General features: G+C 69.4%; 16 protein-coding genes. 10 read left to right on the forward strand and 6 right to left on the reverse strand.

Annotated elements, in window-relative coordinates; genetic code table 11:
• Nucleotides 1-14: 14 nt before the first annotated feature.
• The 5 genes from LX88_RS29475 to LX88_RS29495 all read left to right on the forward strand — a co-directional run bounded on the left by LX88_RS29475 (nt 15) and on the right by LX88_RS29495 (nt 4,832).
• Nucleotides 15-1,325: an ABC transporter substrate-binding protein gene (locus tag LX88_RS29475; protein WP_258951029.1), complete on the forward strand. Its 1,311-nt coding sequence runs from the start codon at nt 15-17 to the stop codon at nt 1,323-1,325.
• A complete protein-coding gene (locus LX88_RS44405; protein ID WP_258951030.1) occupies nt 1,322-2,404 on the forward strand; it encodes a Gfo/Idh/MocA family protein in 1,083 nt (360 codons plus the stop codon). The genes LX88_RS29475 and LX88_RS44405 overlap by 4 nt, the downstream gene beginning before the upstream one ends.
• On the forward strand, nt 2,386-3,267 hold the full coding sequence (locus tag LX88_RS29485; RefSeq protein WP_258951031.1) for a DUF6807 domain-containing protein: 882 nt from the start codon (nt 2,386-2,388) through the stop codon (nt 3,265-3,267). The genes LX88_RS44405 and LX88_RS29485 overlap by 19 nt, the downstream gene beginning before the upstream one ends.
• Complete coding sequence (locus tag LX88_RS29490) at nt 3,261-3,974, forward strand: cupin domain-containing protein (RefSeq protein WP_258951032.1); 714 nt, start codon at nt 3,261-3,263, stop codon at nt 3,972-3,974. The genes LX88_RS29485 and LX88_RS29490 overlap by 7 nt, the downstream gene beginning before the upstream one ends.
• A gap of 75 nt (nt 3,975-4,049) precedes the next feature.
• The gene (locus LX88_RS29495) at nt 4,050-4,832 is read left to right on the forward strand and encodes a glycoside hydrolase family 16 protein (RefSeq protein ID WP_258951033.1); all 783 of its coding nucleotides are present in this window, start codon (nt 4,050-4,052) and stop codon (nt 4,830-4,832) included.
• A 49-nt stretch (nt 4,833-4,881) separates the two neighbouring features.
• Here the strand turns inward: LX88_RS29495 and LX88_RS29500 are convergent, their stop codons facing one another.
• The gene (locus LX88_RS29500) at nt 4,882-6,156 is read right to left on the reverse strand and encodes a YncE family protein (protein WP_258951034.1); all 1,275 of its coding nucleotides are present in this window, start codon (nt 6,154-6,156) and stop codon (nt 4,882-4,884) included.
• A 165-nt stretch (nt 6,157-6,321) separates the two neighbouring features.
• On the opposite strand from LX88_RS29500, the gene LX88_RS44410 reads away from it, so the two are divergent.
• Nucleotides 6,322-6,966: a TetR-type transcription factor C-terminal domain-containing protein gene (locus LX88_RS44410; protein WP_258951035.1), complete on the forward strand. Its 645-nt coding sequence runs from the start codon at nt 6,322-6,324 to the stop codon at nt 6,964-6,966.
• Nucleotides 6,967-7,042: 76 nt separating this feature from the next.
• Here LX88_RS44410 and LX88_RS29510 read toward each other — a convergent pair whose 3' ends face one another.
• Entirely contained in the window at nt 7,043-10,693 is a 3,651-nt protein-coding gene (locus LX88_RS29510) for a glycoside hydrolase family 2 TIM barrel-domain containing protein (RefSeq protein WP_258951036.1), read from the reverse strand.
• 302 nt (nt 10,694-10,995) lie between these two features.
• Between LX88_RS29510 and LX88_RS29515 the strand changes: the two genes are divergently transcribed.
• From LX88_RS29515 to LX88_RS29525, 3 genes are read left to right on the forward strand one after another with little or no spacing between them, the layout of a single operon-like run.
• Entirely contained in the window at nt 10,996-12,375 is a 1,380-nt protein-coding gene (locus tag LX88_RS29515; protein ID WP_258951216.1) for a BNR repeat-containing protein, read from the forward strand.
• Nucleotide 12,376: 1 nt separating this feature from the next.
• A complete protein-coding gene (locus LX88_RS29520; RefSeq protein ID WP_258951037.1) occupies nt 12,377-15,214 on the forward strand; it encodes a glycoside hydrolase in 2,838 nt (945 codons plus the stop codon).
• A gap of 48 nt (nt 15,215-15,262) precedes the next feature.
• A complete protein-coding gene (locus tag LX88_RS29525; protein ID WP_258951038.1) occupies nt 15,263-15,982 on the forward strand; it encodes a DinB family protein in 720 nt (239 codons plus the stop codon).
• Here LX88_RS29525 and LX88_RS29530 read toward each other — a convergent pair.
• Together LX88_RS29530 and LX88_RS29535 are read right to left on the reverse strand one after the other, a co-directional pair.
• On the reverse strand, nt 15,979-16,980 hold the full coding sequence (locus tag LX88_RS29530) for an SGNH/GDSL hydrolase family protein (RefSeq protein ID WP_258951039.1): 1,002 nt from the start codon (nt 16,978-16,980) through the stop codon (nt 15,979-15,981). The genes LX88_RS29525 and LX88_RS29530 overlap by 4 nt on opposite strands.
• Nucleotides 16,977-19,226 carry a rhamnogalacturonan lyase gene (locus LX88_RS29535; RefSeq protein ID WP_258951040.1) on the reverse strand — a complete coding sequence of 750 codons (2,250 nt, stop codon included), beginning with the start codon at nt 19,224-19,226 and terminating at the stop codon, nt 16,977-16,979. Before LX88_RS29535 ends, LX88_RS29530 begins: the two co-directional genes overlap by 4 nt.
• 199 nt (nt 19,227-19,425) lie before the next feature.
• Between LX88_RS29535 and LX88_RS29540 the strand changes: the two genes are divergently transcribed.
• The gene (locus tag LX88_RS29540) at nt 19,426-21,585 is read left to right on the forward strand and encodes a glycosyl hydrolase family 95 catalytic domain-containing protein (protein ID WP_258951041.1); all 2,160 of its coding nucleotides are present in this window, start codon (nt 19,426-19,428) and stop codon (nt 21,583-21,585) included.
• A gap of 69 nt (nt 21,586-21,654) precedes the next feature.
• On the opposite strand, the gene LX88_RS29545 is transcribed toward LX88_RS29540, so the two are convergent.
• Both LX88_RS29545 and LX88_RS29550 read right to left on the reverse strand, forming a co-directional pair.
• Nucleotides 21,655-22,947, reverse strand: coding sequence for a jacalin-like lectin (locus LX88_RS29545; protein ID WP_258951042.1), 1,293 nt, complete (start codon nt 22,945-22,947; stop codon nt 21,655-21,657).
• Nucleotides 22,947-24,827 (reverse strand): ricin-type beta-trefoil lectin domain protein, encoded by a 1,881-nt coding sequence (locus tag LX88_RS29550; protein ID WP_258951043.1) that lies wholly within the window; start codon nt 24,825-24,827, stop codon nt 22,947-22,949. Before LX88_RS29550 ends, LX88_RS29545 begins: the two co-directional genes overlap by 1 nt.
• Between the last annotated feature and the right edge of the window lie 46 nt (nt 24,828-24,873).

The raw sequence follows: 24,873 nt of genomic DNA on the forward strand, positions 1-24,873 counted from the left end.
CGAAAGGACAGCTCATGCTCAGAGGTGTTCGCCGGGGGACCGCCTGGGCGGTCCTGCTGTCGCTGACCGCGTCCCTGCTGGCGGCGTGCGGTTCCGGAACGGAGGCGGGCGCCGACCTCACGACGGAGAAGGTCACGCTGCGCTTCACCTGGTGGGGCGCGGACGACCGGCACAAGCGCACCCAGCAGGTCATCGAGATGTTCCAGCGCAAGCACCCGAACATCACCGTCAAAGGTGAGTTCAAGGAGTGGAACGGCTACTGGGACAGCCTCGCCACCACCATGGCGGCCAACGACGCGCCCGACATCATGCAGATGGACGAGCTCTACATCGCCTCCTACGCCGAGCGCGGCGCGTTGCTGGACCTGAACGAGGCCAAGAAGCACCTCGACACCGCGAACTTCGACCAGAAGGCGCTCGCGACCGGTGCGATCGCCGGCAAGCAGTACGGGCTGCCGGTAGGCCTGGGCATGTACTCGATCATGGTCAACCTCGACCTGCTCGCGAAGTACAACATCCCGGTGCCCGACGACACCAAGTGGTCTTGGGACGACCTGAGGAAGATCGGCGAGCAGGTGTCGAAGGCCGGTGGCGGCCAGGTGTTCGGCGTGCAGACGCCGGGCATCAACGACGCCGCCGGGCTGAGCATCCGGGCACGGCAGCAGGGCAAGGCGATGTTCGACGCCGACGCCAAGGTGGTGCTGCCGCAGGAGATCGCCCGTGACTACTGGCAGTACATCCTCGACCTGGCCAAGTCCGGTGTCGCGCCGCCGCCGTCGGTGAGCGTCGAGAAGGCGTCCGCCGGGCTGAACCAGTCCGCCACCGCGACCGGCACCGCGGCGTTCGGCCTGTGGTGGAACACCCAGCTGACCGCGCTCACCGCCGCCAGCGGTGCCAAGCTGAAGCTGCTGCGGCTGCCCGGTGAGACCCAGGGCACGTCACCCGGCGCCTACTACAAGCCGTCGATGTTCTGGTCGGTGTCCTCCCGGTCGAAGTACCCGGCCGAGTCCGCGGCGTTCGTGAGCTTCCTCGCCAACGACGACGAGGCGGCCAAGGTCCTGCTGACCGAACGCGGCGTGCCCGCGAACCAGAAGATCCGCGAGTCGATCGCCGGGCAGCTCAAGGACACCGACAAGGCCGCCAAGGAGTACCTCGACACCGTCCCGGTCAGCGATCCGCCGAGGATCACGCCGAACGGCGCCAGCACGCTCGACACCATCCTCAAGAGGCACACGGAGGACGTCCTGTTCGGCCGCACCACGCCCGATGCCGCCGCGGCGGCGTTCATCAGGGAAGTCCAGTCCGAAGTGGACGCCGCGAGGTGAGGCGGGCGGCCATCGTCGGCACGGGGGCGATCGCGGCCGCCCACGCCGAGGCGTTGCGGGCGGCGGGGGAGCGCGTCGAGCTCGTGGCCGTGGTGGACGTGGACACCGATCGCGCATCGGCGTTCGCCGAGGAGTGGGGTGTGCCGCGCGTGCACCCCACTTCCGCCGCGTTGCTGCAGGCGGAGGAACTGGACGTGGTGCACGTGTGCACGCCGCCACGCCATCACGTGCCGGTGGCGCAGGAGTGCCTCGCCGCGAACGTGAACGTGCTGGTGGAGAAGCCGCCGGCGTTGTCGCTGAGCGGCATCGACACGCTGATCGCGGCCGAACGCGCTTCGACCGGCCGCGTCGCGACGGTGTTCCAGCACCGCTTCGGACCGGCCGCGATCCGGCTGCGCCGGCTGGTCTCCGAAGGCGTGTTCGGCAGGTCGTTCGTCGCCCAGTGCGACACGCTCTGGTACCGCGGTGACGCCTACTTCGACGTGCCGTGGCGCGGGACGTGGGACAGCGAGGGCGGCGGCCCGACGATGGGTCACGGCATCCACCAGTTCGACCTGCTGCTGTCGGTTCTCGGTCCGTGGCAGGAGATCCGGGCGGTGGCGGTCCGGCAGGCACGGGACGTGCAGACCGAGGACGTCTCGATGGCGCTGGTGACGTTCGCCGACGGCACGGTCGCCTCGGTGACCAACTCCCTGCTGTCGCCCAGGGAGACGTCGCAGCTGAGGTTCGACTTCGAACGCGCCACCGTCGAGGTCGAGCACCTCTACGGCTACACCGACGCGGACTGGACCGTGACCCCGGCGCCCGGCCACGACGAGATCGTCACGCGCTGGCGTGGCGAGCCGTCGGGGATCGTCAGCGGTCACCGGTGCCAGCTGACGGCGTTCCTGGACGCGCTGGACAGCGGGGAGGCGCCTCCGGTGACCCTCGCGGACACCAGGAACACGATGGAGTTCATCGCGGCGCTCTACGCCTCCGCGTTCACCGGCACGGTCGTGAAGGCGGGCCAGATCGGTCCGGACAGCCCGTTCCACGCGACGATGGAAGGAATCGGTGCCCCGTGGACGAACAACCGGTGATCATGCGGCAGGACGACGAGGCGCTCACCGCGTCGGTGGGCGACGTCGAGCTCTTCCGGTACGTCCACCGGCCGTCGACGCCCGCGTTCGAGGGGCCGAAGCCCTACCTGCACCCGGTGCGCACGCTCGCCGGCGACGTGGTGACGGCGTTCCGGCCGCACGACCACCGCTGGCACAAGGGTGTGCAGATGACCGCGACGGACGTGTCGGGGGAGAACTTCTGGGGCGGCGTCACGTACGTGCGAGACCGGGGCTACGCGGCGCTGTCGAACGTAGGGACCATGCGGCACGAGGAGTTCGAGGTCGACGGTGCGCGGTTCGACGAGCGGCTGTCCTGGTTCACCGAAGAGGGAGAACGCTGGGTCGGTGAGTCGCGTTCGTTCACGGTGCGCGACGTCGAGGACGACTCGTGGACGCTGGACTTCGCCACCACCATGACGAACCTGCGTGCCGAGCCGCTGGTCTTCGGCAGCCCGACGACCAACGGGCGGGAGCTCGCCGGCTACACCGGGTTCTTCTGGCGCGGACCGCGTTCGTTCACCGACGGCACCGTGATCGCCGCCGACGGGGGAGCCGGGCAGGAGATGATGGGCAAGGCCGCGCGCTGGCTCGCGTTCGTCGGCCGGCACGACGAGGTGGACCGCTGGTCGACGCTGCTGTTCCTGGACCACCCGGACAACAAGAACACGCACTGGTTCGTGCGCAGCACGCCGTTCGCGGCGGTCAACCCGTCCTTCGCCTTCCACGACACCGTGGAACTGGCTCCGGGCGCGGCACTGGCCTTGCGCTACCGGCTCGTCGTGGCCGACGGCGAGTGGGACAGGGCGCAACTGGAATCCTATGTGGAGGAACACCCGTGGTGACGCCGTTCCCCGGTGGTGTGGGCATCTCCGGCCTGAGGGTGTACGACTGGCCGGCGGTGGACGGGGTGTGCGGCGGTTCGCCGCACGTACACCTCGCCTGCTCGGAGTGCTACTACGTGATCGGCGGGCAGGGCAGCGTCCAGACCCTGACCCGCCGCGGGTTCGCCGAGACGCCATTGCGCGAGGGCACCGTCGCCTGGTTCACGCCCGGCACGATCCACCGCCTGGTCAACGACGGCGACCTGCGGATCATCGTCGTGATGCAGAACAGCGGCCTGCCCGAGGCGGGCGACGCGGTGTTCACGTTCCCCGCCGAGGTGCTGGCCGACGCGGAGAACTACTTCGCGCGAGCCCAGGCCGGTGACGAGGAGTCTGCCCGGCGGCGCAGAGACCTCGCCCTCGAAGGGTTCCTGGAGCTGAAGCGACGCGTCGAGGCGGGCGAGGACACGGCACTGGACGACTTCTACCGCTCCGCCGCGCGGCTGAAGCAGGACGTCCTGGGCGACTGGGAGAAGCGGTGGCGGGCGGGCGCGCTGGCGTCGGCCGAACGCACCGGCGAGCACCTCGACCGGTTGCGCGACGGCGACATCGGCCACCTCGCCGAGGCGGACGTCCACGTGACGAGCGAGGAAGGCCCGAGGCGGTTCGGCATGTGCGGCCGGCTCGACGTCCACGACCCGGCCGAGGGGAACTCGCCGCACGACTGACCCTGTCGAGTCGAACCGCCCGTCGAATCGACGGAACTGTTGTGCGGCAACGAGTTCGTCCAGGACAGTGAGGCGATGAGAATCGCAGCAGGCGCACTCGTCATCGTCCTCACCGCCGCCTCCACGACCCCCGCGAACGCGGCGGCGTGGGAAGACGTGATCGGGACGGGGTCCTTCAGCGGCTACGGCGCGCTGGAGTCGGAATGGAACTACCGCTACCCGTGGGGCTCCGACCACAACGGCACGGCCAGGATGTACGCGAGCTCCAGCGACCACAACCACGTGTCGCTGTCCGGCGGCGTGCTGACGGTGAAGGCGACGCGCATCTCGTGGAACGAGGGCAACAGCAGCGCCGACCCGCACCTGCCCATCCGCTACCACTCCGGTGCGATCCACGCGAAGGAACACGTCGTGGTGAACGACCAGTTCCCGAACTGGGAGGTGAAGGGCGACTTCCAGGCGCCCTCCACCCGCGGCACCTGGCCCGCGTTCTGGCTGACCGGCGTCAACAGCTGGCCGCCCGAGAGCGACATCCTGGAGTTCAAGGGGGACAACCGGAACTGGTTCAACACCTTCCGGACGTCCAGCGACGTGTCGAGTTCCATCGTCGGCGTGTCCTCGCCGGGCTCGTGGCACACCTACCGGGCGTGGATGACCAAGGTGAACGGCACCGACGTCGACATCCACTACTACCTCGACGGAAAGTGGATCGCGAAGCACACCGCGCGGAACTTCGTCGGCAAGCCGCTCTGGGTGGTCATCAACCTGCAGATGGAGGGCTCGTCCGGCAGCCCGGGCCCGACCGCGGAGACCAACTACCGGGCCCGCAACGTCTACATCGGACGCACGCGGGCATGAAGGTGAGGTGGCCCCGGCGGACACCGGGGCCACCTCCTTGGACCGGTGGTCAGTGGGTGGGGCTGGTCCAGTCGGCGGAGATGCGGGCGACGCGGACGCGTTGCGGGTGGTCGCCGACGGGTACGGAGACGACTTTCTGGCCGGTGCCGAAGTCGATCGCGGTGACCTGGTCGGCGCCGCTCTCGGAGATGACGCACTGGCGGCCGTCGCCGCTGACGGTGGCCCAGTAGGGCTTGGAGGCGGTGACGAGCGGGCCTTGCTGCAGGGTGGCGCGGTCGACGACGGTGGCGTAGTCGTCCATGGTTCCGGCGACGCAGAGCTTGCTGCCGTCCGGGTTCATGGACAGGCCGTGGTGGCGTGAGTCGTTGACGAAGGTGGTGCGGTCGTCGCTGGTGTCCGGGTTCTTCGGCAGGGTCTTCACCTGGGTGATCCTGTCGGTGGCGACGTCGTACTCGATGAAGCCGTTGAAGTACGACACCTGGAAGTACAGCTTCGAGAAGTCGGGGCTGAACGTCGCGGGCCGCACGGCGTCGGACAGGTCCTTGCGGCCGAAGGCGTCCAGCTTGCCGCGCATGTCGATGGTGCGGACGACCTGGTAGGTGGCGGCGTCGACGACGGTGATGTGCCGGTCGCCCTTGAGGAAGTCCTGCCACGGGGCGTCGAAGTCGTTGTTGACCTCGCCGATCGACATGTTCCAGAGGTACCTGCCTCCGTTGGTGAAGGCGTTCTCGTGCGGCTTGTCACCGGTCTTGAACGAGCCGAGCTGCCGGCCGGTGTTGATGTCCAGCACGTGCACCGTGTTGGACGTCGACGCCGAGACCGCGATCTTGGTGCCGTCTGGGGAGACGGACATGTGGTCGGCGCGGAAACCCGACACGGGGAACCGCCACTTGATGTTCCCGGTGGCCAGGTCGAGGGAGACGACGTCAGCGAAGCTGGGTCGTGAGACGACCATGGCCGTGCCGTCGGGGGTGGAGTACATGTCGTCGACGAACTGGTCGTGCCCCTCGCCGGGGCCCGAGCGAATACCGAGGAAGAAGGCCAGCTTGATCGGGTTGAGGTAGATCTCGGTGAGTCGCTGGTCCTTGTCGGGGATGACGTTGATCCGGCCGATCTTGGCGAAGTCGCCGGTGGACCTGATGACGTCGGCGGTGCCGTCCCAGTTGTTGCCGACGAACATCACCTCACGCAGCGGCGCCGCGGAGGCGGCCGGAGTGGTGACGCAGGCGGCGAGCACTGCCACCGCGGTGACAGCGTGGGTGAGGCGACGGCGTGTGAGAGCGCTTCCGGAAGGTTTTCGCGCAGGGTTGGACGAAGCGTGCATCGTTGCATCTCCGAGTGAAGTGGGCGCCGGCAAGGGAGGGCGCAAGCCGCAGGGAGATCTGAACTTGGCCAAGTTCAGATCTTACCTACTGGATAGTAGGCTGGCGTGATCCCGGCCACAAGAGCCAGTGGAGGCAACCACCCGCACACATCCTTTGGAGGCACCGTGGCAGGCAGGATCACCCCGGCGGAGGGTCGATACGGTGGCAAGGACGCGGCCGAGCGCCGGGACGAGCGGCGCGGGCGGTTCCGGGAAGCGGGCCTGGAGACCTTCGGCACCGGACCGGGTTTCCGGGGAACTCGCCTGGGTGATCTGTGCAAGGCCGCCGGTCTGTCGAGCCGCCAGTTCTACGAGGAGTACCGCGCCCTGGAAGACCTGCTGGCCGATCTGCACCTCCACGTCAACGACGTGGCGGGGAAGGCCGTCGCCGAGGCGCTGCCCGGCACCGGGGACCTGAGACTGCCGGAGCTGCTGCCCCGCTTGGTGCACGCCTACGTGAAGGGCGCCTGCGCCGACCCGCGGCACGCCCGCATCGCCTACGTCGAGGTCGTCGGAGTCAGCCCCCGCATGGACCGTCAGCGCCTCGAACGCCGCGCCATCTGGGTCGAGATGATCAACCGGCTGGCCGCGGACGCCGCCGCACCGGGCGAGATCCCTCCTGGCGACTACCGCATCACCGCCGCGGCCATCATCGGCGCCGTCAACGGACTCATGCACGACTGGGTCGTCGGGTGGGTCGATGCGACGCTGGACGAGGTCGCGGACGAGCTGGCCCAGATGGTGCTCGGCAGGTACCAGATCGCCGAGTGAGCAGAACGTCTACATCGGACGCACGCGGGCATGAAGGTGAGGTGGCCCCGGCGAACACCGGGGCCACCTCCACCGGTCAGGCCCCCGCCGGAAGGCCCGACCAGGCTTCCTGCGACGTCAGCGGTCGCATCGTGATCGTGTACTCGTAGGTGCTGTCGGGACGGACCTGGCTGCGCTGCCGCACCGGGTTCGGCGTGTCACCGACACCGGTCACGGCGTGGTCGGCGTGCAGCGTGAAGTACCCCTTGTTGCGCTGCAACATGAACGGGTACGCGGCACGTTCGATGTCGTCGTACTGCGTCACGCTGACCTCGCGAGCACCCGACACCAGCAGACCGGATGTGCGTCCGTCGGTGAGCAGCGCCCACCGGGTGTCGGTGTGGTTGCCGTGGTCCTGCGGGCGGTGGTACTCGACGTACTGGTCGGCCACCGAGGTGGAGTGCACCCCGATCGGCGTGCCGTCCCTGCGGTCGACGTAGCTCTCCGCCTTCCTGCCGTACCAGGAGAACTCGGAGAAGCGGTCGGGCACGGACAGCTGGACACCGATGCGCGGCAGGTACGGCAGCGTCCGCATGGAGCCCTGCGGCGTCACCCGGTGCCCGAGTCGCAGCACGCCGGCCGAGTCCACCGCGTAGACCATCGTCTGGTCGAACCACGCCCCGCTCACACCGGGTGCGGCGGCCTTGCTGTCCACGATGATCCTGGTGGTCTTGTGCCCGTCCTTCTCCACCCGCACACCGGACACCGTGGTCTCGAGGCGGTCGAGCCCGGCCTTGCGCCAGTCCTCGCCCTCGGCGCGGCCCCACGTGTAGGTCTCGTTGCTGATCGGCGCACGCCACGCGTCGAGCTTCGGACCGCTGGTGAGAAGTTCACGGCCCCACGACTTCATGGACGTCAGCGCACCGGACTTCTTGTCGACCGTGTAGGCGGCACCTGCCGCCGTGGCGGTGACCTTCTGGGCGTCCTCGCGGGTGAACACGACGGCCCAGTCGAGAGGTGCCCTGTCCAGGCCGGGAACGCGGCTGCCGCCCAGTGAGAACTGGTCGTGTGCGAGCACGTGCCCGGCCGGCAGCAGTGGCGCCTTGGACGACGTGACCGTCTCCACGGTGAGGAACCGTTCCCGGTCGGCGTCGTTGACCGGCACCGGCAGTGAGATCGGCGCGGTCGACCCGGCGGCGACGCGCAGCGGCTGTTCACCGCTCTTGACCACCCGTGAGCCTTCGGCGACCCGCCAGCGCAGGGTGAGGTCGTCGGTGCCGGTGAACTGCCGCTCGTTGGTCACCGACAGCACGCCGCCGGAGTAGCCGAACCGGATCGGCTGGTGTGCCCAGGCCATCTGCGTGGTCTCCGGCTGCGGCTTGCGGTCTGTGCCGATCAGGCCGTCCACACCGGACAGCGACGACCCGTACGCGAGGTGCGTGCCGCGTTCCTGCACGCTGTCGAAGTCGAGTGCCAGCACGGCACCGCCGGCCGGGGCGGAGGACGTACCGAGCTCGGCGGCCGGCAACGCCCGGTCGTAGACGCGGACGTCGTCGACCTCACCGCGGGCCATCCAGCCGACGGTGGACGGGTCGTTCCACGACATCTCGAAGTCGCGGCCGATGTTCACGTCGGCTGCCGAGTAGTCGATCGCGCCGGTGAACGGCAGGACGCCGACCTCGGCGCCGTCGATGTACAGCCGCAACGCGGTGCCGTCGTACGTACCGCTGACCCGGTGCCACTTGCCGTAGAAGTCAGCGGGCACCTTCGCCTGCACGGCACGCCACGTGCCGCTGTGGATGAAGAACTCGAGCGTGGTCTCGTTCTTCATCTTGAGCGTCCACTGGTGGTCGCCCTTGGCGATGATCGGGAACTGGCCGGTCCACTTCCCGGGCTTGACCCACGCGTCGAGCGTCAGGGTCGTGCCGGTGATGTCGAGCTTGCGGTCGCGGTAGACCTCGACGAAGTCGTCGAGCCCCGACAGCGAGAGCGCCTTGCCGCGGTGGCCGTCGACGAGCTCCGGCGCGCCGGAGAGCAGTGCGGTGATGTCGTTGCCCGAGCTGTCCGGCGCGATGCGGGTCTTCTGCTTGATGTTCTGCTCGGCCCAGTCCCAGATGAAGCCGCCCTGGGTCTGCGGGTTGGCGCGGATGATGTCCCAGAACTCCCGGAAGTTGCCGAGGCTGTTGCCCATCGCGTGCGCGTACTCACCGAAGATCAACGGCTTGGTCGTGCTCTTCGCCTGCTCGGCGAACCTCTCCGGCGACGGGTAGCGCGGTCCCCACACGTCGGCGAACGGCGCGTCGCCGTCGGGGTTGTTGGACTGGTGGTAGATCGGCCGCGACGGGTCGTTGGCCTTGAGCCACTTCGCCATCTCGTAGTGGTGCGCGCCGAGCCCGGCCTCGTTGCCGGTGTCCCACAGGAAGACGCTCGGGTGGTTCTTGTCGCGCTCGACCATGCCGATCAGCCGGTCCAGGAACGTGTCGCGCCACTCCGGCTGGTTCGCCTGGCACCACCGGGCGCAGTTCTCGTGGTTGTGGGTCTCGATGTCGACCTCGTCGTCGACCCAGATGCCGTGCTGGTCGGCCAGGTCGTAGAAGTACGGGTCGCTCGGGTAGTGCGACGTGCGCACGGCATTGACGTTGAGCTGCTCCATCAGCGCCACGTCGCGTTCCTGCGCCGCACGCGGGACGTGCCGGCCGTGGTCCGGGTCGGTCTCCGCGCGGTTGACGCCCTTGAACAGCACCCGCTTGCCGTTGACCAGCAGGGTCTTGTCGCGGATCTCGATCTCGCGGAAACCTGTGGTGTCACTGGTGATGTGCGTGACCTTGCCGTCGGGCGCGGTCAGCGTCAGCACGACGGTGTAGAGGTTCGGCGTCTCGTCGGTCCACTTCGCCGGGTTGCGCACCGGCAACGCGAGACGGGCGGTGCTGCCGCCTGTTTCCTGGCTCACCGAACCGACTTCGGCCCCGCGAGAGTCACGCAGACTGGCCGTGACGCGGTGCGTGCCGGTGGTGCCGCCGGGTTTGTGGCCGAGCTCGACGTCCGCGGTGAGGGTCGCGTCGGTGTAGGTGGCGTCGAGGTCGGTCTTGAGGGTCACGTCCTGGATGAACGTGGCGGGCGTCGAGTACAGCGACACCGAGCGGAAGATGCCCGAGTACCGCCACTGGTCGTAGTCCTCGAGGTAGGAGCCGGCGCTCCAGCGGTGCACCTGGACGGCGATCTTGTTGCGGCCCGGCCGCAGCGCGGAGGAGATGTCGAACTCGGCCGGGGTGTAACCGCCCTGGTCGTAGCCGACGTACTTGCCGTTGACCCACACGAAGTAAGCGGACGCCACGCCCTCGAAGCGCACGAACGTCGCACGCTTCGCCCAGTCGGCCGGCACGTCGAAGTCGCGCACGTAAGCACCGGTCGGGTTCACGTCGCGGGGCACACGGGGCGGGTCGTCGGGCTGCACCTCGGTGGCGATGTTGCGGAAGATCGGGTGGTCCAGGCCGTCGGTCTGCCAGGTGTGCGGCACGGTCACGGTGCGCCAGCCGGACGTGTCGTGGTCGTCGGCGTAGAACCGCGCCGGGACTTCGGCGGGCCTGTCCGCCATGGAGATCTGCCACCTGCCGTCCAGCGACCGCGTGAACGGCGTGCGCTCGTCGCGGCGCACGGCCGAGGCGACATCGGCCTGCGGGAGCAGCAGCGCGTGGTGCGGCTCCTGTCCCTCGGCGATCTTGGCCGGATCTTCGAGGTAGGTGTGCACGTCCGGAGGGGGATCGACTGCGGAGGCGATCGGTGTCGTCGAACCAACCGCAACTAACAGCACTGTGGCAAGAACAATCGCGCGCCGCACGCTGAACCTCCATGTTCAGACAGAACTGAACACAAGTGAACAGTCGACGTGGAGGGCCGACAAGAGGCCACGAGGTCCGTGCCGTTCACATGGCTACCACTGTTATCGAACAACTCGACGCTTGCGTTCGATTTTGTTCGACCTCACGCTCCGGGGATCAGGCCGAACCACGACCAGCCGGGGGAACCGTGAAAAGGACAGTGCTGTGCTTGGTGACCGCGATGCTGCTGGCCTCGCCAGGGCCCGCTGTGGGTGCGCCCGCGGCGGCACCGGCGGTGAGCCTCGTGGGCGACACGCTGCTCGATCCTTCGGCGCTGTACTTCGTGTCCTACGACGGGGTGGTGAACAACAACTCGTTCCAGCAGGACGCGATCCTGACCTACCAGGGACGTCAGTACGCCACCTGGTACACCGCGAGCCGCAACGCCGTGGTGGCGCGGCGGACCGTGGGCAGCACGCGGTGGGAAGGAGTGGTCCTGCCGCACAAGCTCAGCGCGGACGACTCGCACAACGTGATCTCGCTGGGGATCTCCCCGCAGGACAACACGATCCACGTCGCGTTGGACACGCACAACACGCGCTTGTTCTACTTCCGGTCCCAGCCCGGCCTCGCGACCGGCGCCCAGCAGTGGAACGCCGCCGCGTTCGGTTCGGTGCAGCGCACGCTCGGCGGCGTCGAGCTCGGTTCCATGACCTACCCGCAGTTCGTGGTGACACCCGAGGGCAGGCTGCAGTTCAGCTACCGCACCGGTGGTTCCGGCAACGGCGTCAACGAGCTGGCCGAGTACTCCGGCGGCACGTGGCGCAAGCTCGGCGGCTGGTCGTCCGCCACCGGTTCGTACACCGGCCCGAACGGCGTGGTGTCCACGACCCGCAACATGTACCTGCACGGCCTGACCTATGACCGGAGTGGACGGTTGCACGCTGCTTTCACCTGGCGTGAGGGCAATGCCGGCGTGCTGTGCAACCCGGGCGGCCTGACCAACCACGACACCGGCTACGTCTACAGCGACGACCGCGGCCGGACGTGGCGCAACGGTGCCGGAACAGTGGTGGGCACGACCGGTGGCGCGGCGGTGAGCGTCAACTCGCCGGGTCTGGTGGCCGATCCGCTCGACCCGAACCACGGCCTGATGAACCAGGAGAGCCAGGCCGTGGACGCCCAGGGCAGGCCGCACGTGGTGATCAGCTACGTCCCAGGCCGGTTCACCCAGTGCGTGTCGAACTACGCGCAGCAGCGCACTCAGTACGGCCGCACGTTCCACGTCTTCCGCGGAGCCGACGGCAGGTGGACCAAGATGGAGGTCCCGGTCCCGCCGAACCACACCCAGCGCACGAAGATCGTGTTCGACCGGGACGACAACGCGTATCTCGTGCTGCCGCGCGGGAAGGTCGTGGCGGCGAGCAAGGCGAGTGGCTGGACGGACTGGACGACGTTGTTCGACCGCCCGTCGCTGCAGGCGTTCGGCGAGGTGAACGTGGACGCCTCGCGCGTCGCGTCCCAGGGAATCCTGTCGGTGCAGTACCAGCAGACTTCCAGCGGCACCACGCCGTCTCCGATCCGCGTCGCCGACTTCCGCCTGGGAGCCTGACATGGCGCGACTTCTGCTGGCCCTCACCCTCGTCGCCGCCGGTCTCGTCACGCCGGCAGCCGCAGACCCACTGCCGCAGAACGGGGTCGCCGTTCGCATTGACCCGTCGTACCAGCAACCGGAGTTCGAGGGCTGGGGCACCAGCCTGGTGTGGTTCGCGAACATCACCGGTGGCTATCCGGAACCGATCCGCCGCAGGCTCGTCGACCTGCTGTTCGGTGAGGACGGACTGCGCCTGAACATCGCGCGGTACAACATCGGCGGCGGCAACGCGCCCGACGTCCGCAAGGACTACATGAAGAAGGGCGCGACGATGGAGGGCTTCTGGAAGGCCCCTCCCGGCACCACGCGCGAGGACGTGGACTGGTGGCAGCCGGACAACCCGGACCACTGGGACCTCACCGCGGACGCCAACCAGCGCTGGTGGGTCGACCAGGTCAAGCGCGAGGTCACGAAGTGGGAGGCGTTCAGCAACTCGCCGCCGTGGTTCCAGACGGTCAGCGGCTACGTCTCCGGTGGGTTCGACGCGAACACCGACCAGATCCGCCGCGACCGCGTCGAGGACTTCGCCACCTATCTGGCACGCGTGACCCAGGAGATCGAACGCGCGCACGGCATCAAGTTCGACACCCTAGCTCCGTTGAACGAGCCCAACACGAACTACTGGGGCACGCAGATCGGTCCCGACGGCCAGCCGACCGGGGGACGCCAGGAGGGTGCGCACGCGGGACCCGAGTTGCAGCAGGAGGTCCTGCTCGCCACGCGGCGCGCGCTCGACCAGCTGCGGTCGCGGGTGAAGGTGTCCGCGATGGACGAGACGAACCCTGGCACGTTCGTGCGCAACTGGAACGGCTACGGCCCGGCGCGGGACGTGGTCGACCAGCTCAACGTGCACACCTACGGCACGGGCCAGCGCACCAGCGTCCGCGACATCGCCAAGGGCGCGGGCGAGAAGCTCTGGATGAGCGAGGTCGAGGGCACCTGGGGCAACGGCACCACCGACTACACGAGCATGGAACCCGGTCTGGGCATGGCGACCAGGATGCTCGAGGACATCCGCGAGCTCGAGCCGTCCGCGTGGGTGTTCTGGCAGCCGGTCGAGGACACCGCCCCACAGACGGCCGCGGGCAAGAACTGGGGCAGCATCCACATCCCGTTCGACTGCGAGGCGGACGACACGCTGGAGTCCTGTCCGATCAGGACCAACACCAAGTTCCACACCATTCGCAACTTCACCCACTTCGTCCGGCCGGGAGATCGGTTCGTCAAGACCGATGACCCGTCGAGCGTGGCCGCGGTGAAGCGGTCCGGTCTGGACGCGACGGTCGTGCACGTCAACAGCGGCAACACCGGTCGCGCGGTTACGCTGGACCTGTCGCGGTTCGGGCTCGTCTCGCCGCTGGCCGAGGTGACGCCGGTGGTCACCGACGCGTCAGGTGCCCTCGTGCACGGCAATCCGGTGCGGGTGAAGGGGAAGTCGGCGACGCTCTCGGTGCCGGCGAAGTCGGTCACCACGTTCCTCGTCGACGGTGTGGCGGGAGTGTCCGGTGACGCCGCGCTCGTCCAGCCCGACCACGTGTACCGGATCGCCGCGGGCGGGAAGTCCTTGCAGCCGTCCGGCGACTGGGCGACAGCGGTACTCGGGACCACCGACACCGCGAGTGCGCGACAGCTGTGGTCGTTGCGGAAACTGGGCTTCGGCAACGGGAACCGCGAGCGCTTCGAGATCGTCAGCGCCGTGACCGGAACCCGGCTGGCCGCCTCAGGTGACGCCGTCGTGCTGCAGTCGGCGAGGGACACCGCGGCTCAGTGGATCATGTCGACGACCGGCGACGGCAGCTGGACGTTCGTCAACGCCGCCACCGGCACGCTGATCGACGCGGCCGGTGAGACCGTGTCCGCCAAAACCCCGACCTCCGGTGCGAGCCAGCGCTGGACCCCGGTCGACGAGACCGTGCAACGGGTTCAAGACACCGCTGTGTTCACGGTTCCCAAGCTGCGGCCCGTGCTGCCGCAGACCGTGACGCCGGTGTACCCGGACGGAGCACGAGGTGCGCTTCCCGTGGCGTGGAACCTCCCGCCGGACTGGCACTGGCGGCAGCCCGGCACCGTGCGCGTCCACAGCACGGCGACGGACGTCCTCGGGCGGAAACTGCCCGCGCTGGCCGTGGTCACCGTCGACACGATCGCCTCGACACTGCCCGCCCGCGCGAAGACCTACGTCGGCGGGCGGCCCGAACTGCCGGCCACCGTCACGGGTGTGGGCGAACGGGGCGGTAAGGCCGAACTCCCCGTCGCGTGGGACTCGGCGGTGTTCGACCACGTCGGAACGGTGACGGTGACCGGACGCGCCCAGGTCGTCGACGGCAGCACGGTGGCCGCGACGGTGGTGGTCCAGGTGACCGAGCCCGTCGAGGTGAACGCGGCGCTGGACGCGGCCGTCGCGGCGACGTACACCGAGTCCGGCTACTCCGCGGAACGACTTCGCAACGGCGTCACGGAGGAGAAGGCGTGGTCGAACTGGAGGTCCGGCACGAAGAACCCCGCCGACACGATCACCTTCACCCTGCCCGGAACCCGTGATCTCACGCGGGTGGCCGTGCACTCCCACCGCGACGGTGAGGGCGGCATCGCCCAGAGCCTCAAGGTCCAGGTGCGCACGGTCGACGGCACGTGGGTCGACGCGAGTGGTGACGTCGAAGTCACCGCGCTGCGGACGGAGGTCGTGCTGAATCCCTCGCCGCCCGCGACCGCCGTGCGAGTCGTCCTGACCGCGCGTCCGTCCGGATACCTCACCCTCGGCGAGATCGAGGTGCTGGCGAAGGCACCTGGTTCGTGAGCGGCAGCGGAGCCCGGACTGTCGGTGCTCGGACCTACTATGCGGAGCATGACTCGACATGTGGACGAGGACCTGCACGGTGCGGAGTTCCGCGAGTGCGATCTGACCGGGGCGCGCCTGATCGGCGTCGTCATGCAGGACGCGGTGATCGACGGGCTGGTCACCAACCTCGTGGTGAACGGTGTCGAGGTCACCGGGTACGTCGAGGCGGAGCTGGACCGGCGTCATCCGGTGCGGGTGCTGATCCGTTCCGAGGACCCCGCCGATCTGCGCGAGGCGGCGCGCCGGCTCCACGCCGGCTGGACCGCCACGATCGAGCGGATCCGCCGTGCGCCCGGCATCGAGCGCCGCAGCGTGAACGACGAGTGGTCGGCGGTGCAGACGTTGCGCCACCTGGTCTTCGTGCACGACTCGTGGTTCCGCCGCTGCTGCCTGGGCTCGACGGAGCTGTTCACGCCGATGGGCATCGGACCGACCGTCGAGCCCTACCGTGAGGCGCACGGGCTCGACCTGTCGCTCGACCCGGACCTCGACGAGATCGTGAGCGTGCGTGCCGCACAGGCCGCCGAACTCGAGGCCTGGCTCGCCGAGGCCACCGCCGCGCAGCTCGCAGCGGTGGCGCCCGTGCCGGGCGACGACGTCTGGCCGCCGTACGCGCGGGGCCGCTCGGTGCGGCAGTGCCTGCGCACGGTGCTCAACGAGACCTTCGAGCACCACGGCTTCTGCGTCCGCGACCTCGACCTCGTCGAGGCGCAGAACGCTGGTTAGATCCTGGCCGCCACGATCGGTGCCAGCCTGTCGGCGATCTTGCGGTGGCCCTGGTCGTTGGGGTGCACGTTGTCCGTCGTGTCGGTGGCCTCGTTGATCCAGCCCAGCGTGTCGACGAAGTGCACGTTGCGGTCGCCGCCGTCAGTGAGCGCCTTCACCGCCGCCTGGGTCTCCGGGACGTACCGCTTGCGGAACGTCGCGAGAGCGAAGATCGCCGCAGTCGGGTACTTCTCCCGCGCACGCCGCAGAAGCGTGACGTAGGAGGAGCGGAACTCCTCCTTGGTGACGCTGTGGCCGACGTCGTTCGTGCCGAGGTTGATCACGACGGCGTTCGCCTTGTACCGGCCGAAGTTCCACGCGGGTGCGTTCAGTGCCAGGCCGGTGCGCAGGAAGCCCTCCCGCATGCTCAGGCACCCGTCCGCCGCGGGGTGCAGGCACGCGCCGCCCACCGCGATCTGCGTGTGGCCGGTCTTGAGCTTCTCGCCGGTCAGCCAGCCGTACGCGGTGAGTGCCTGCTTCGACGACTGCTGGCCGACCGTGATCGAGTCGCCGACGAACTCGACGGTCTTCGACGGCACGGTGGGCGCGAAGGTGCGTGCGCCGGTGTCGATCTCGATGCCCTGGTACACCGCGTCGCCCTTGTAGGAGCCCGCGATCGGACGGTAGGAGACGCGGAGGGTGTGGTTGCCCGCGGCCAGTGGCACCGGGGTGAGGTCCACCGTGCCGGTCCGGTTCACGTAGGACACGTCAGGCCCGCCGTCGATGCTCACGAAGAAGTCGATCGCGCGGCGCTGCTTGAGCTTCACCGTCCGGCCGGTGAAGCCGACGACGAGGTACGCGCCCGCCCACTCGGAGACGTAGGCGCTCGACGAGCTCGTGTTCCAGCGGCCGAAGTACCGGACGCTCGGGTCGGTGGGCGAGCTCGTGGTGGCGGCGGACGCCGTCGGTACCGCGGTGCTCAGCAGCACCACCACCGAGACGAGAAGTCCTTTGATCATGATCCGGCCAATCGGTGCGAGGGCAGGGGAACGCGCGACCAGTCGACGTCCGAGGCGAGGTAGAAGCCCGGGTACGACGGCTGGTTGTAGGTGGTCTGCTGGCGGGCGACGTCGACGCGGTACTGGCGGTCGTGCATGAGCGTGTACATCTTGTGGTTCGTCGGTTCGGTGCTGAGGTAGAAGCGCAGGGCCGTGCTGTCTTGCGTGCGCACGACCAGTTCTTCGCGCCAGTCGCCGAACACGTCGGCCACGAGCGACGGGTTTCCTTTGGTGCCGTTGTTGGTGCGCGTTCCGGTGGCGGTGAGCAGCGTGCCGCGCCGCCAGTCCTCGACGGCCGGCGTCACGTCCTGGGCGCCCGTCACGATCTGGGTGGTCAGGTCACCGGCCCAGCGGATGCTCATGTTCGTTCCGGGGGAACGGGTGTCGAGCCGCCGGCCGTCCGCGCTCCAGGTGCCCGCGGAGTCCGAGCCGTTCGGCATGGACGCCCACGTCTCGATACCGGGCACGTCCGGGCGCACGTCGCCGATCATGCCGCGGCCGGTGTCCATCCCGGAGTAGGCGCCGTAGATCGTCGCGCCGGTGCGGGCGTCACGCAGCGCGTAGCCGTACGGGGCGGAGCGGGCGCCCTCGTGGACCATGTAGATCTCGAGGCCTGGGCGGTTCGGGTCGATGTCGGTGACGTGCAGGGCGTCACCGTGCCCGACCCGTGCCTCGGCTCCCGGTTCCACGCTGCCCGGTGGCAGCACGCCGACCGAGCTGTACAACATCGAGCCGTTGTCGTCGAGGGTCGCGCCGCCGTAGACGATCTCCTGCCTGCCGTCACCGTCCACGTCGGCGACGCTCAACGAGTGCGAGCCCTGCGTCGTGAGCTTGGCATGACTCGGGTTCGTGCCGTCGCGGCCGTGCGGGGAGTCGCGGAACGGGTTGGTCATCGGCACCCAGCCGCTGTCGGCGAGCCAGCGCTTCTCGAGCCGCCGTCCGTCCCAGTCGTAGGTCGCGACCGTGGAACGGGTGTAGTAGCCGCGCGCGAAGATGGCGGACGGGCGCTTGCCGTCCAGGTAGGCGACTCCCGACAGGAACCGGTCGACGCGGTTGCCCGGTTCGATGCGGGACATCGCGTAGTCGCCCCACATCAGCCCGTCGTCGGTGCGGCCGGGTTCGTAACGCACGGTCTGCAGCTCGCGTCCCGTGGCGCCGTCGAACACGGTCAGGTACTCCGGGCCGTCGACGATGAAGCCGGCGAACTGGCGCAGCTTGTTGTTGGCGCTGCGGGACGGCGCGTAGACGTCGATGAAGTGGTCGACCAGTGCGGTGGCGTCCTCTGTGGACAAGGGGTAGGCGTACCGCTGCTCGATGCCGAACGCCAGCTCCAGCGTCGCGGGCCACCGGCCGGCGACCACCTCGGGATGGCTGTGCCAGCCGCGGAACACGCTGACGAGGTGGTCGTGGTAACCCTCCGGGCTGAGCCGGTAGTCGTCGGTGTTCCGGTACCCGGCGCGAACGTCCTCACGCGGCATCGTGATGAACCGCTGGCGGCCGTCACGAGTGCCCGGCGCGGTCTTCGTCATCAGCTCCGCGCGGCCGTCGCCGTCGAAGTCGTAGACCAGGAACTGCGTGTAGTGCGCGCCCGCCCGGATGTTCACGCCGAGGTCGATCCGGTGCAGCAGCGTGCCGTCCAAGCGGTACGTGTCGAGGTACACCGGTCCGGTGTAGCCGACCTGCGAGACGTCCTTGGAGTTGCTGGGATCCCACTTGACGACGTACTCGTACCGGCCGTCGCCGTCCACGTCACCGACGCTGACGTCGTTGGCGGAGTAGGTGTAGTGCTCACCGGCCGGTGTCACGCCGTCCGCGGGCTTCTGCAACGGCAGGTCGTGGTGGGACGCCGCCCACGGCGTCACGGGTTTGCTGCGCCCCAGCGGAACACCGCGTCGCACGGGAGCGACCTGGTACCGCGCACCAGGAGTTGCGCCGGTGTCGACGTAGGTGGTGCTGTCGGTGACGGTCGCGATGCGCTTCCCGTCCCGGTACACCGCGAAGCCGGGTCCCGAGAGTCCGGTGGCGGTGGCGCCGGTGGCCTCCCGGCCGAGCAGGCGCCAGCTCAGGTGCACGCCGCCCTCGACGGACGCCGCGACGAGCCCGCGGTCGAGGCGCTCACCGGGGGTGGGGTGTGCGGACGCGGGCAGCTGCCCGGCCAGGACGGCGGTGAACACCAACGGCAGCAGAACCCCTCGTCGCAGATCCACGACGGCTACGATGAACCCTGTCCGGCTCCTGACGCAAGGGTCTGAATGTGTTGCTGCATAATGCGGAAAGCGTTTTCCCGCTCGATCGTCGAATTCAGGGCGCCGTTCGACGGAAGTGGTGTCGAACGAGTCGAATCGACGTCATCGGCCCCGCGAACCACCGAGGTCGGCATTGCGCCGGCGCAGTGGTGGTGCCGCGATGACCCGGCTGTGGTTCGAGGCCCCCGCCGCGGCGTGGGAGGAAGCGTTGCCGCTGGGCACCGGCAGGCTCGGCGCGATGTGCTTCGGCGGCGTCGGCACCGAACTGGTGCAGCTCAACGACGACCGGCTGTGGACGGGGTCGCCGCTGCCGGCGCCGTCCGGTGATCCGGGTCTGGTGGAGCAGGCCCGTGCGCACGTGCTGGCGGGTTCACCTCGTGCGGCGGAAGAGGTGTTGCGCCGCGTTCAGGGGCCGGACACCGCGAAGTACCAGCCGCTGGCCGACGTGTCGCTCGTCGGTGACCCCGGCCGGGCCGAGGCCTACCGGCGTGAGCTCGACCTGCGCACCGGCGTGTACTCGGTCTCCTACCGGACCAGGGACGCGGTGGTGCGGCGGGAGGCCGTGTGCCACGCGGGCCTGCACGTCCTGGCGCTGCGGGTGACCGGTACCGGCGTGAGCCCGGTGCTGCGCGGGTCGCTGCCCGGCGAGCACTTCACCTCGTCCGGCGGGATCGTGGGGGTGCGGGGAGTGGTGCCGTCCGGGATGGCGTGGGCGGCGGTCGTGGCGGTGGACGGCGACACGGTCTACATCACCACGGAGACCGGCTACCGCGGGCCTGGCACCGCGCCGGTGGACGATCCCGCCGAGTGCTCCCGCGTGGCGGTCGAGCGGGCCGAACAGGCCCGCGAACTGGGCTGGGCGACGTTCCGCGACCAGGCCGTGCAGGCCCACCGGACGTTGTTCGACCGGGTGAGCCTCCAGCTGGGCCCGGTGCCGGACCTGCCGACCGGCGAACGGATCGCGCGGCCCGACCGGGCGCTGCCGGCGTTGCTGTTCCAGTACGGCCGCTACCTGCTGATCACCAGCTCCCGGCCGGGCACGCTGCCCGCGAACCTGCAGGGCGTCTGGAACCCGCACACCGATCCGCCGTGGCGCGGCAACTACACGCTCAACATCAACCTGCAGATGAACTACTGGCCGGCCGAGGTCACCGCGCTGCCCGAGTGCCACGAGCCGCTGCTGGAGTTCGTCGCACAGCTGTCCGGACCCGGTGCGGCGACGGCGAAGGCGCTCTACGGCGCGCCGGGCTGGGTGGCGCACCACAACAGCGACCCGTGGTGCCTCACCACCCCGGTCGGCGACGGCGGCGGCGACCCGGCGTGGGCGAACTGGCCGATGGCCGCGGCGTGGCTGTGCCGGCACCTGCGGGACCACTACGCGTTCACCGGTGACGTCGACTGGCTGCGCGAGCACGCCTGGCCGGTGCTGCGAGGCGCGGCCGAGTTCTGCCTGCACTGGCTGGTCTCGCGCGACGGAGTGCTCACGACGGCGCCGTCGACGTCCCCCGAGAACCACTACCTGGCCGGGGGAGAGCCGGTCGCGGCCGGCATCGGGTCGACGATGGACCTGGCGTTGACGGCGGACCTCTTCGCCGGTCTGGTCGAGGTCGCCGAGGTGCTGGGACTGCGCGACGACGTGGTGGACGAGGTGCGCAGGACCCAGCTGCCGCCACCGCCGGTCGGATCGCACGGCGGGCTGCTGGAGTGGGCCGACGAGGTGCCCGACGCGGAACCGGACCATCGGCACGTGTCACACCTGTACGGCCTCTACCCCGGTGACCAGATCGATCCCGTGCGCACTCCGGCACTGGCCGAGGCCGCCCGGCGTGCGCTGGTCGCCAGGGGAGACGCGGGCACGGGCTGGTCGCTGGCGTGGAAGGCCGCGCTGTGGGCCCGGCTCGGTGACGGCGACCGGGCGCACGCGCTGCTGTCGATGTTGCTGACCGAGGCGACGGACGGCAGCCCGCACGGGGGAGGGGTGTACCGGAACCTGCTGTGCGCGCACCCCCCGTTCCAGATCGACGGCAACTTCGGCGCCACCGCCGCGATCGCGGAGATGCTGCTGCAGAGCCACACCGGCGAACTGCGCCTGCTGCCCGCACTGCCCTCGGCGTGGCCGACAGGGGTGGTGCGCGGACTGCGGGCGCGCGGCGGCGTGGTGGTGGACCTGTGGTGGGACGGCGGGGAGCTGAAGGCTGTCGCGTTGCGAGGTATCCGCGGTGAGAAGACAGTGGTGGTGACGTGCCAGGGGCATGCGGCGGAAGTGACGGTCCGGCAGGACGTTCAGCTGATGCTCGGCGAGAAGCTCGCCCCGCGGTGACGAACGTCCGCGCCCCGCACGGGGCGCGGACGTCGCCGGCTTCTCCGGTCAGCTGGTGCGCTTGGTCTTTCAGGCGGGAACGAAGATCGCGCCGAGCCGGTCGACCTCGGTGCCCGACCGGCCGGTGAACCCGGCGATGCGCCAGCCCGCAGGTGCGGTGGCGGTGAGCGTCTCCCCGGTCGGCTGCCCCGCCGAGAGCGTGCGCCCCCGGTTGGTGGTGAAGGCCGCCGAGAACACCCGCGTGCGGCCGTTGTACTTGCTCTGGCTCAGCGTCGCGGACACGAAGTGCTCACCCGGCTCGAGCGTGAGTGACGTGGCCGTGCCGCCAGAGCCGCCGTGGGTGAGCGTCGTGCTGTTCGTGAGCGTGGCCGAGATCTGGTCCAGTCTGCTGCCACCGCGCAATGTGAGCGTGCGCACGGCACCCAGGCCGACCGCCGCGACGTCGGTGAACGGGCTTCCGTGCGGACCGCCGGCCTCGGCGCTGAGCTGGATGTTCTCGTCCGCCGTCCAGTCGAACCGGGTGGCGATCGGGTAGTGGTCGGACAGCGGCCTGCCCTGGGAGTCGAGGAACGCCGCGTTGTCGTTGCGGTAGTCCCGTGCGGTCAGCGTGATCTGCCGGTTGCCCCGGTAGAGGACCTTGTCGACGACCTCGCAGGAGTCGGTGACCGCGGCCGGGTCGCACACGAGTGCCGGGGCGCCCGCTGCGGGCGCCTGGCCGCCGCGCTCGAGTTGGACCCACGCGTCGGTCAGGCCGTTGGTGGTGACGAGCTCGCGGATGTTGTCGGCCTCGCGGGTGTAGCGGGTGTTGGTGTCCCCCATGACGATGACGGCGTTGCCCGCCGAGTTCGCGGCGATGTGGCGGGACAGCTGGGTGATGTTCGACCTGCGCGCCGCGAGGTCGGCGGTCTCGGTGCCCGCGTTCGGGTGCAGGTTGTACAGGTCGACGCTCACCCCGGCCGCCAGCGTGATCCGCTTGTAGGTGAACCCCTTGGGCGTGAGGCAGTCGGTGCCGTTGCAGGACGACCACTTCGTGCGTTCGAGGTCGCCGTAGGGCCGGTGCGACAGCGTGTTCAGGCCGCTGCCGAACGGAACCCCACCGCTCGTGGGCGTGCGGTGGGCGTGGTTGTCACCCGCGTACAGGGCCGCGTGGTAGTTGAAGTCCTCCTGGACGTTGACGACGTCGTAGGGCGCGAGACGCGGGCTGAGCAACGGCGTGTTCACGGCGGGGTCGCCGGACGACAGCGGCTCCGGCAGGCCCGCCACGTTGTAGGTCAGCACCTCGAAGCTGCCACCGGTGGTGGCGTGTGCCGGCGTGACGAGCGCTGCCAGCACCGCGGGGATCAGGAGCAGGGGTCTGATCATCAGTTGCGCGTCCACTTCTGGTTGGCGGCGCCGTTGCACGTCCACAGCACGAGCTTCGTGCCGTTGGTCGTCGCCGCGTTGTAGGCGTCGAGGCAGAGACCGGACTGCACGCCGGTGATGGTGCCGTCGGCGTTGACGTTCCACTGCTGGTTGGTGCCACCGGTGCAGTCGTAGATGGCCACCTTCGTGCCGTTGGTGGTGCCGTGGTCCCACGCGTCGAGGCACTTGTTGCCGTACACCACGAGTTCCTTGCGAGCGGTGTGCGTGAACGTCTGCTGCTCGCCGCCGTTGCAGTCCCACAGTTGGGCCTGCGTGCCGTTGGTGGCGGTGTTGCCGTTGATGTCGGCGCACCGGCCGGACGGCGAGCCGATGACCTCGGTGCCCGCCGTGCCGGGCAGTTCGCGCACCTCGACGGCCGTCACCCCGGTTCCGGACACCTTCAGGGAGTTGGTCCCCCTCGCCAGCGACACGATCGCGGACACAGTGCCCTTGGCGGTCGGCGGAAGTGCGAGGGTGGTGGGGATTTGGCTCCCGTTGACCTGCAGGGTGCTCTGGCGGGAGACGCGGTCGCCGTTGGTGTACTCGAACGTGGCTACCGCCAGCCCGCCGGTCCTGGCGGTGATGCCGGTGGCGCGGGAGTTCACGACGGGGTAGGTGGCGGCGCTCGCCTCCGCACCGGCGACGGACAACATCACCGCGTCGCCCGCGGGGACCGTGACGCTGTGGCTGCCGTTGGTGACCGGTGTGGCGACGCCGCTCCACAGGTCGCGCACGGCCGCCGTCCGGCCCGTGAGGCCGAGATCGGCCAGCCTGACCGTCATGGTGGCCGCCGAGGCCGTCCGGTTGAGCAGGGCCACCGCCCTGCGGCCGTCGCCGGACAGCACCTTCGCGTAGACCTGCCGGTCGCGGACGTCCTCCGCGACCTCGACGGCGGGCAGGCCGCGCGGGTCCTGGCCCACGGCGAGCACGTCGCGGTTGGTCAGCACCGAGATCGTGCTGTCGTTCACCTTGGTGAGGTCGTTGCCGAGCAGCATCGGCGAACCGCCGACCGCCCACAGGCTCATGTGCACCCGGCTCGCCGCGGCGGACAGGCCGGGCATGCCGATCATCATCATGTCCGGGTCGTTGTAGTAGCCGGTGTGCTGGGCGGTCGGGCGCTGGTTCTTGTCGAAGTTCTCGTAGACCATGTCGATCGACGGTGTCTCGTGCGCGAAGACGATGTCCGTTCCGGTGCGCCACAACGGGGCCATGCCCGGCGCCCAGTTCCACGGGTCGTTCTTGCCCCACTCGCAGATCGACAGCACCAGCTCACGTCCGGTGGCGGCGCTCGCCTTGGCGGTCGCGTCGCTGAGCGCCTGGTAGGTGCTGGGCGCGTCGAGCTTCTCGACGTCGGCGCCGCACCAGTCGACCTTGACGTAGTCGAAGCCCCACTGGGAGAACCGCAGCATGTCCTGCTCGTAGTGCCCCTCGCTGCCGGTGCCGGCGTGCGGGGGGCCGGGCGTGGGGAAGTAGTAGCCGCAGCCGTTCTTGCCCGCGTCGGTGTAGATCCCCGCCTTGAGCCCCTTGGCGTGGATGTAGTCGGCGATCGCCTTCATGCCACCGGGCCACTGGCTCTCGTCGACGGTGATGTCACCCGCGCTGTCGCGGGTCCCCTTCCACCAGCCGGAGTCGATGTTGACGTACCGGTAGCCGGCGGCCGCGAGCCCGGACGACACCAGTGCGTCGGCCTGCGCCTTGATCACGTTGTGGTCGATGTTCTCGAAGAAGGTGTTCCACGAGGCCCAGCCCATCGGTGCGGCAGGCACCCGGACCTGGTTCTGCGTGAGGGCGGGACCGGCCGAGGCCGAGGTGCCGCCGAATGCGGTAACGGTGCTCAGCATGACCGCTAGGACGAGCAACCGTGTGAACGTTAACATCGTTGTCGCA

Source organism: Lentzea californiensis (assembly GCF_024648825.1).
In the GTDB taxonomy this organism is placed as follows: Bacteria; Actinomycetota; Actinomycetes; order Mycobacteriales; family Pseudonocardiaceae; genus Lentzea; species Lentzea californiensis.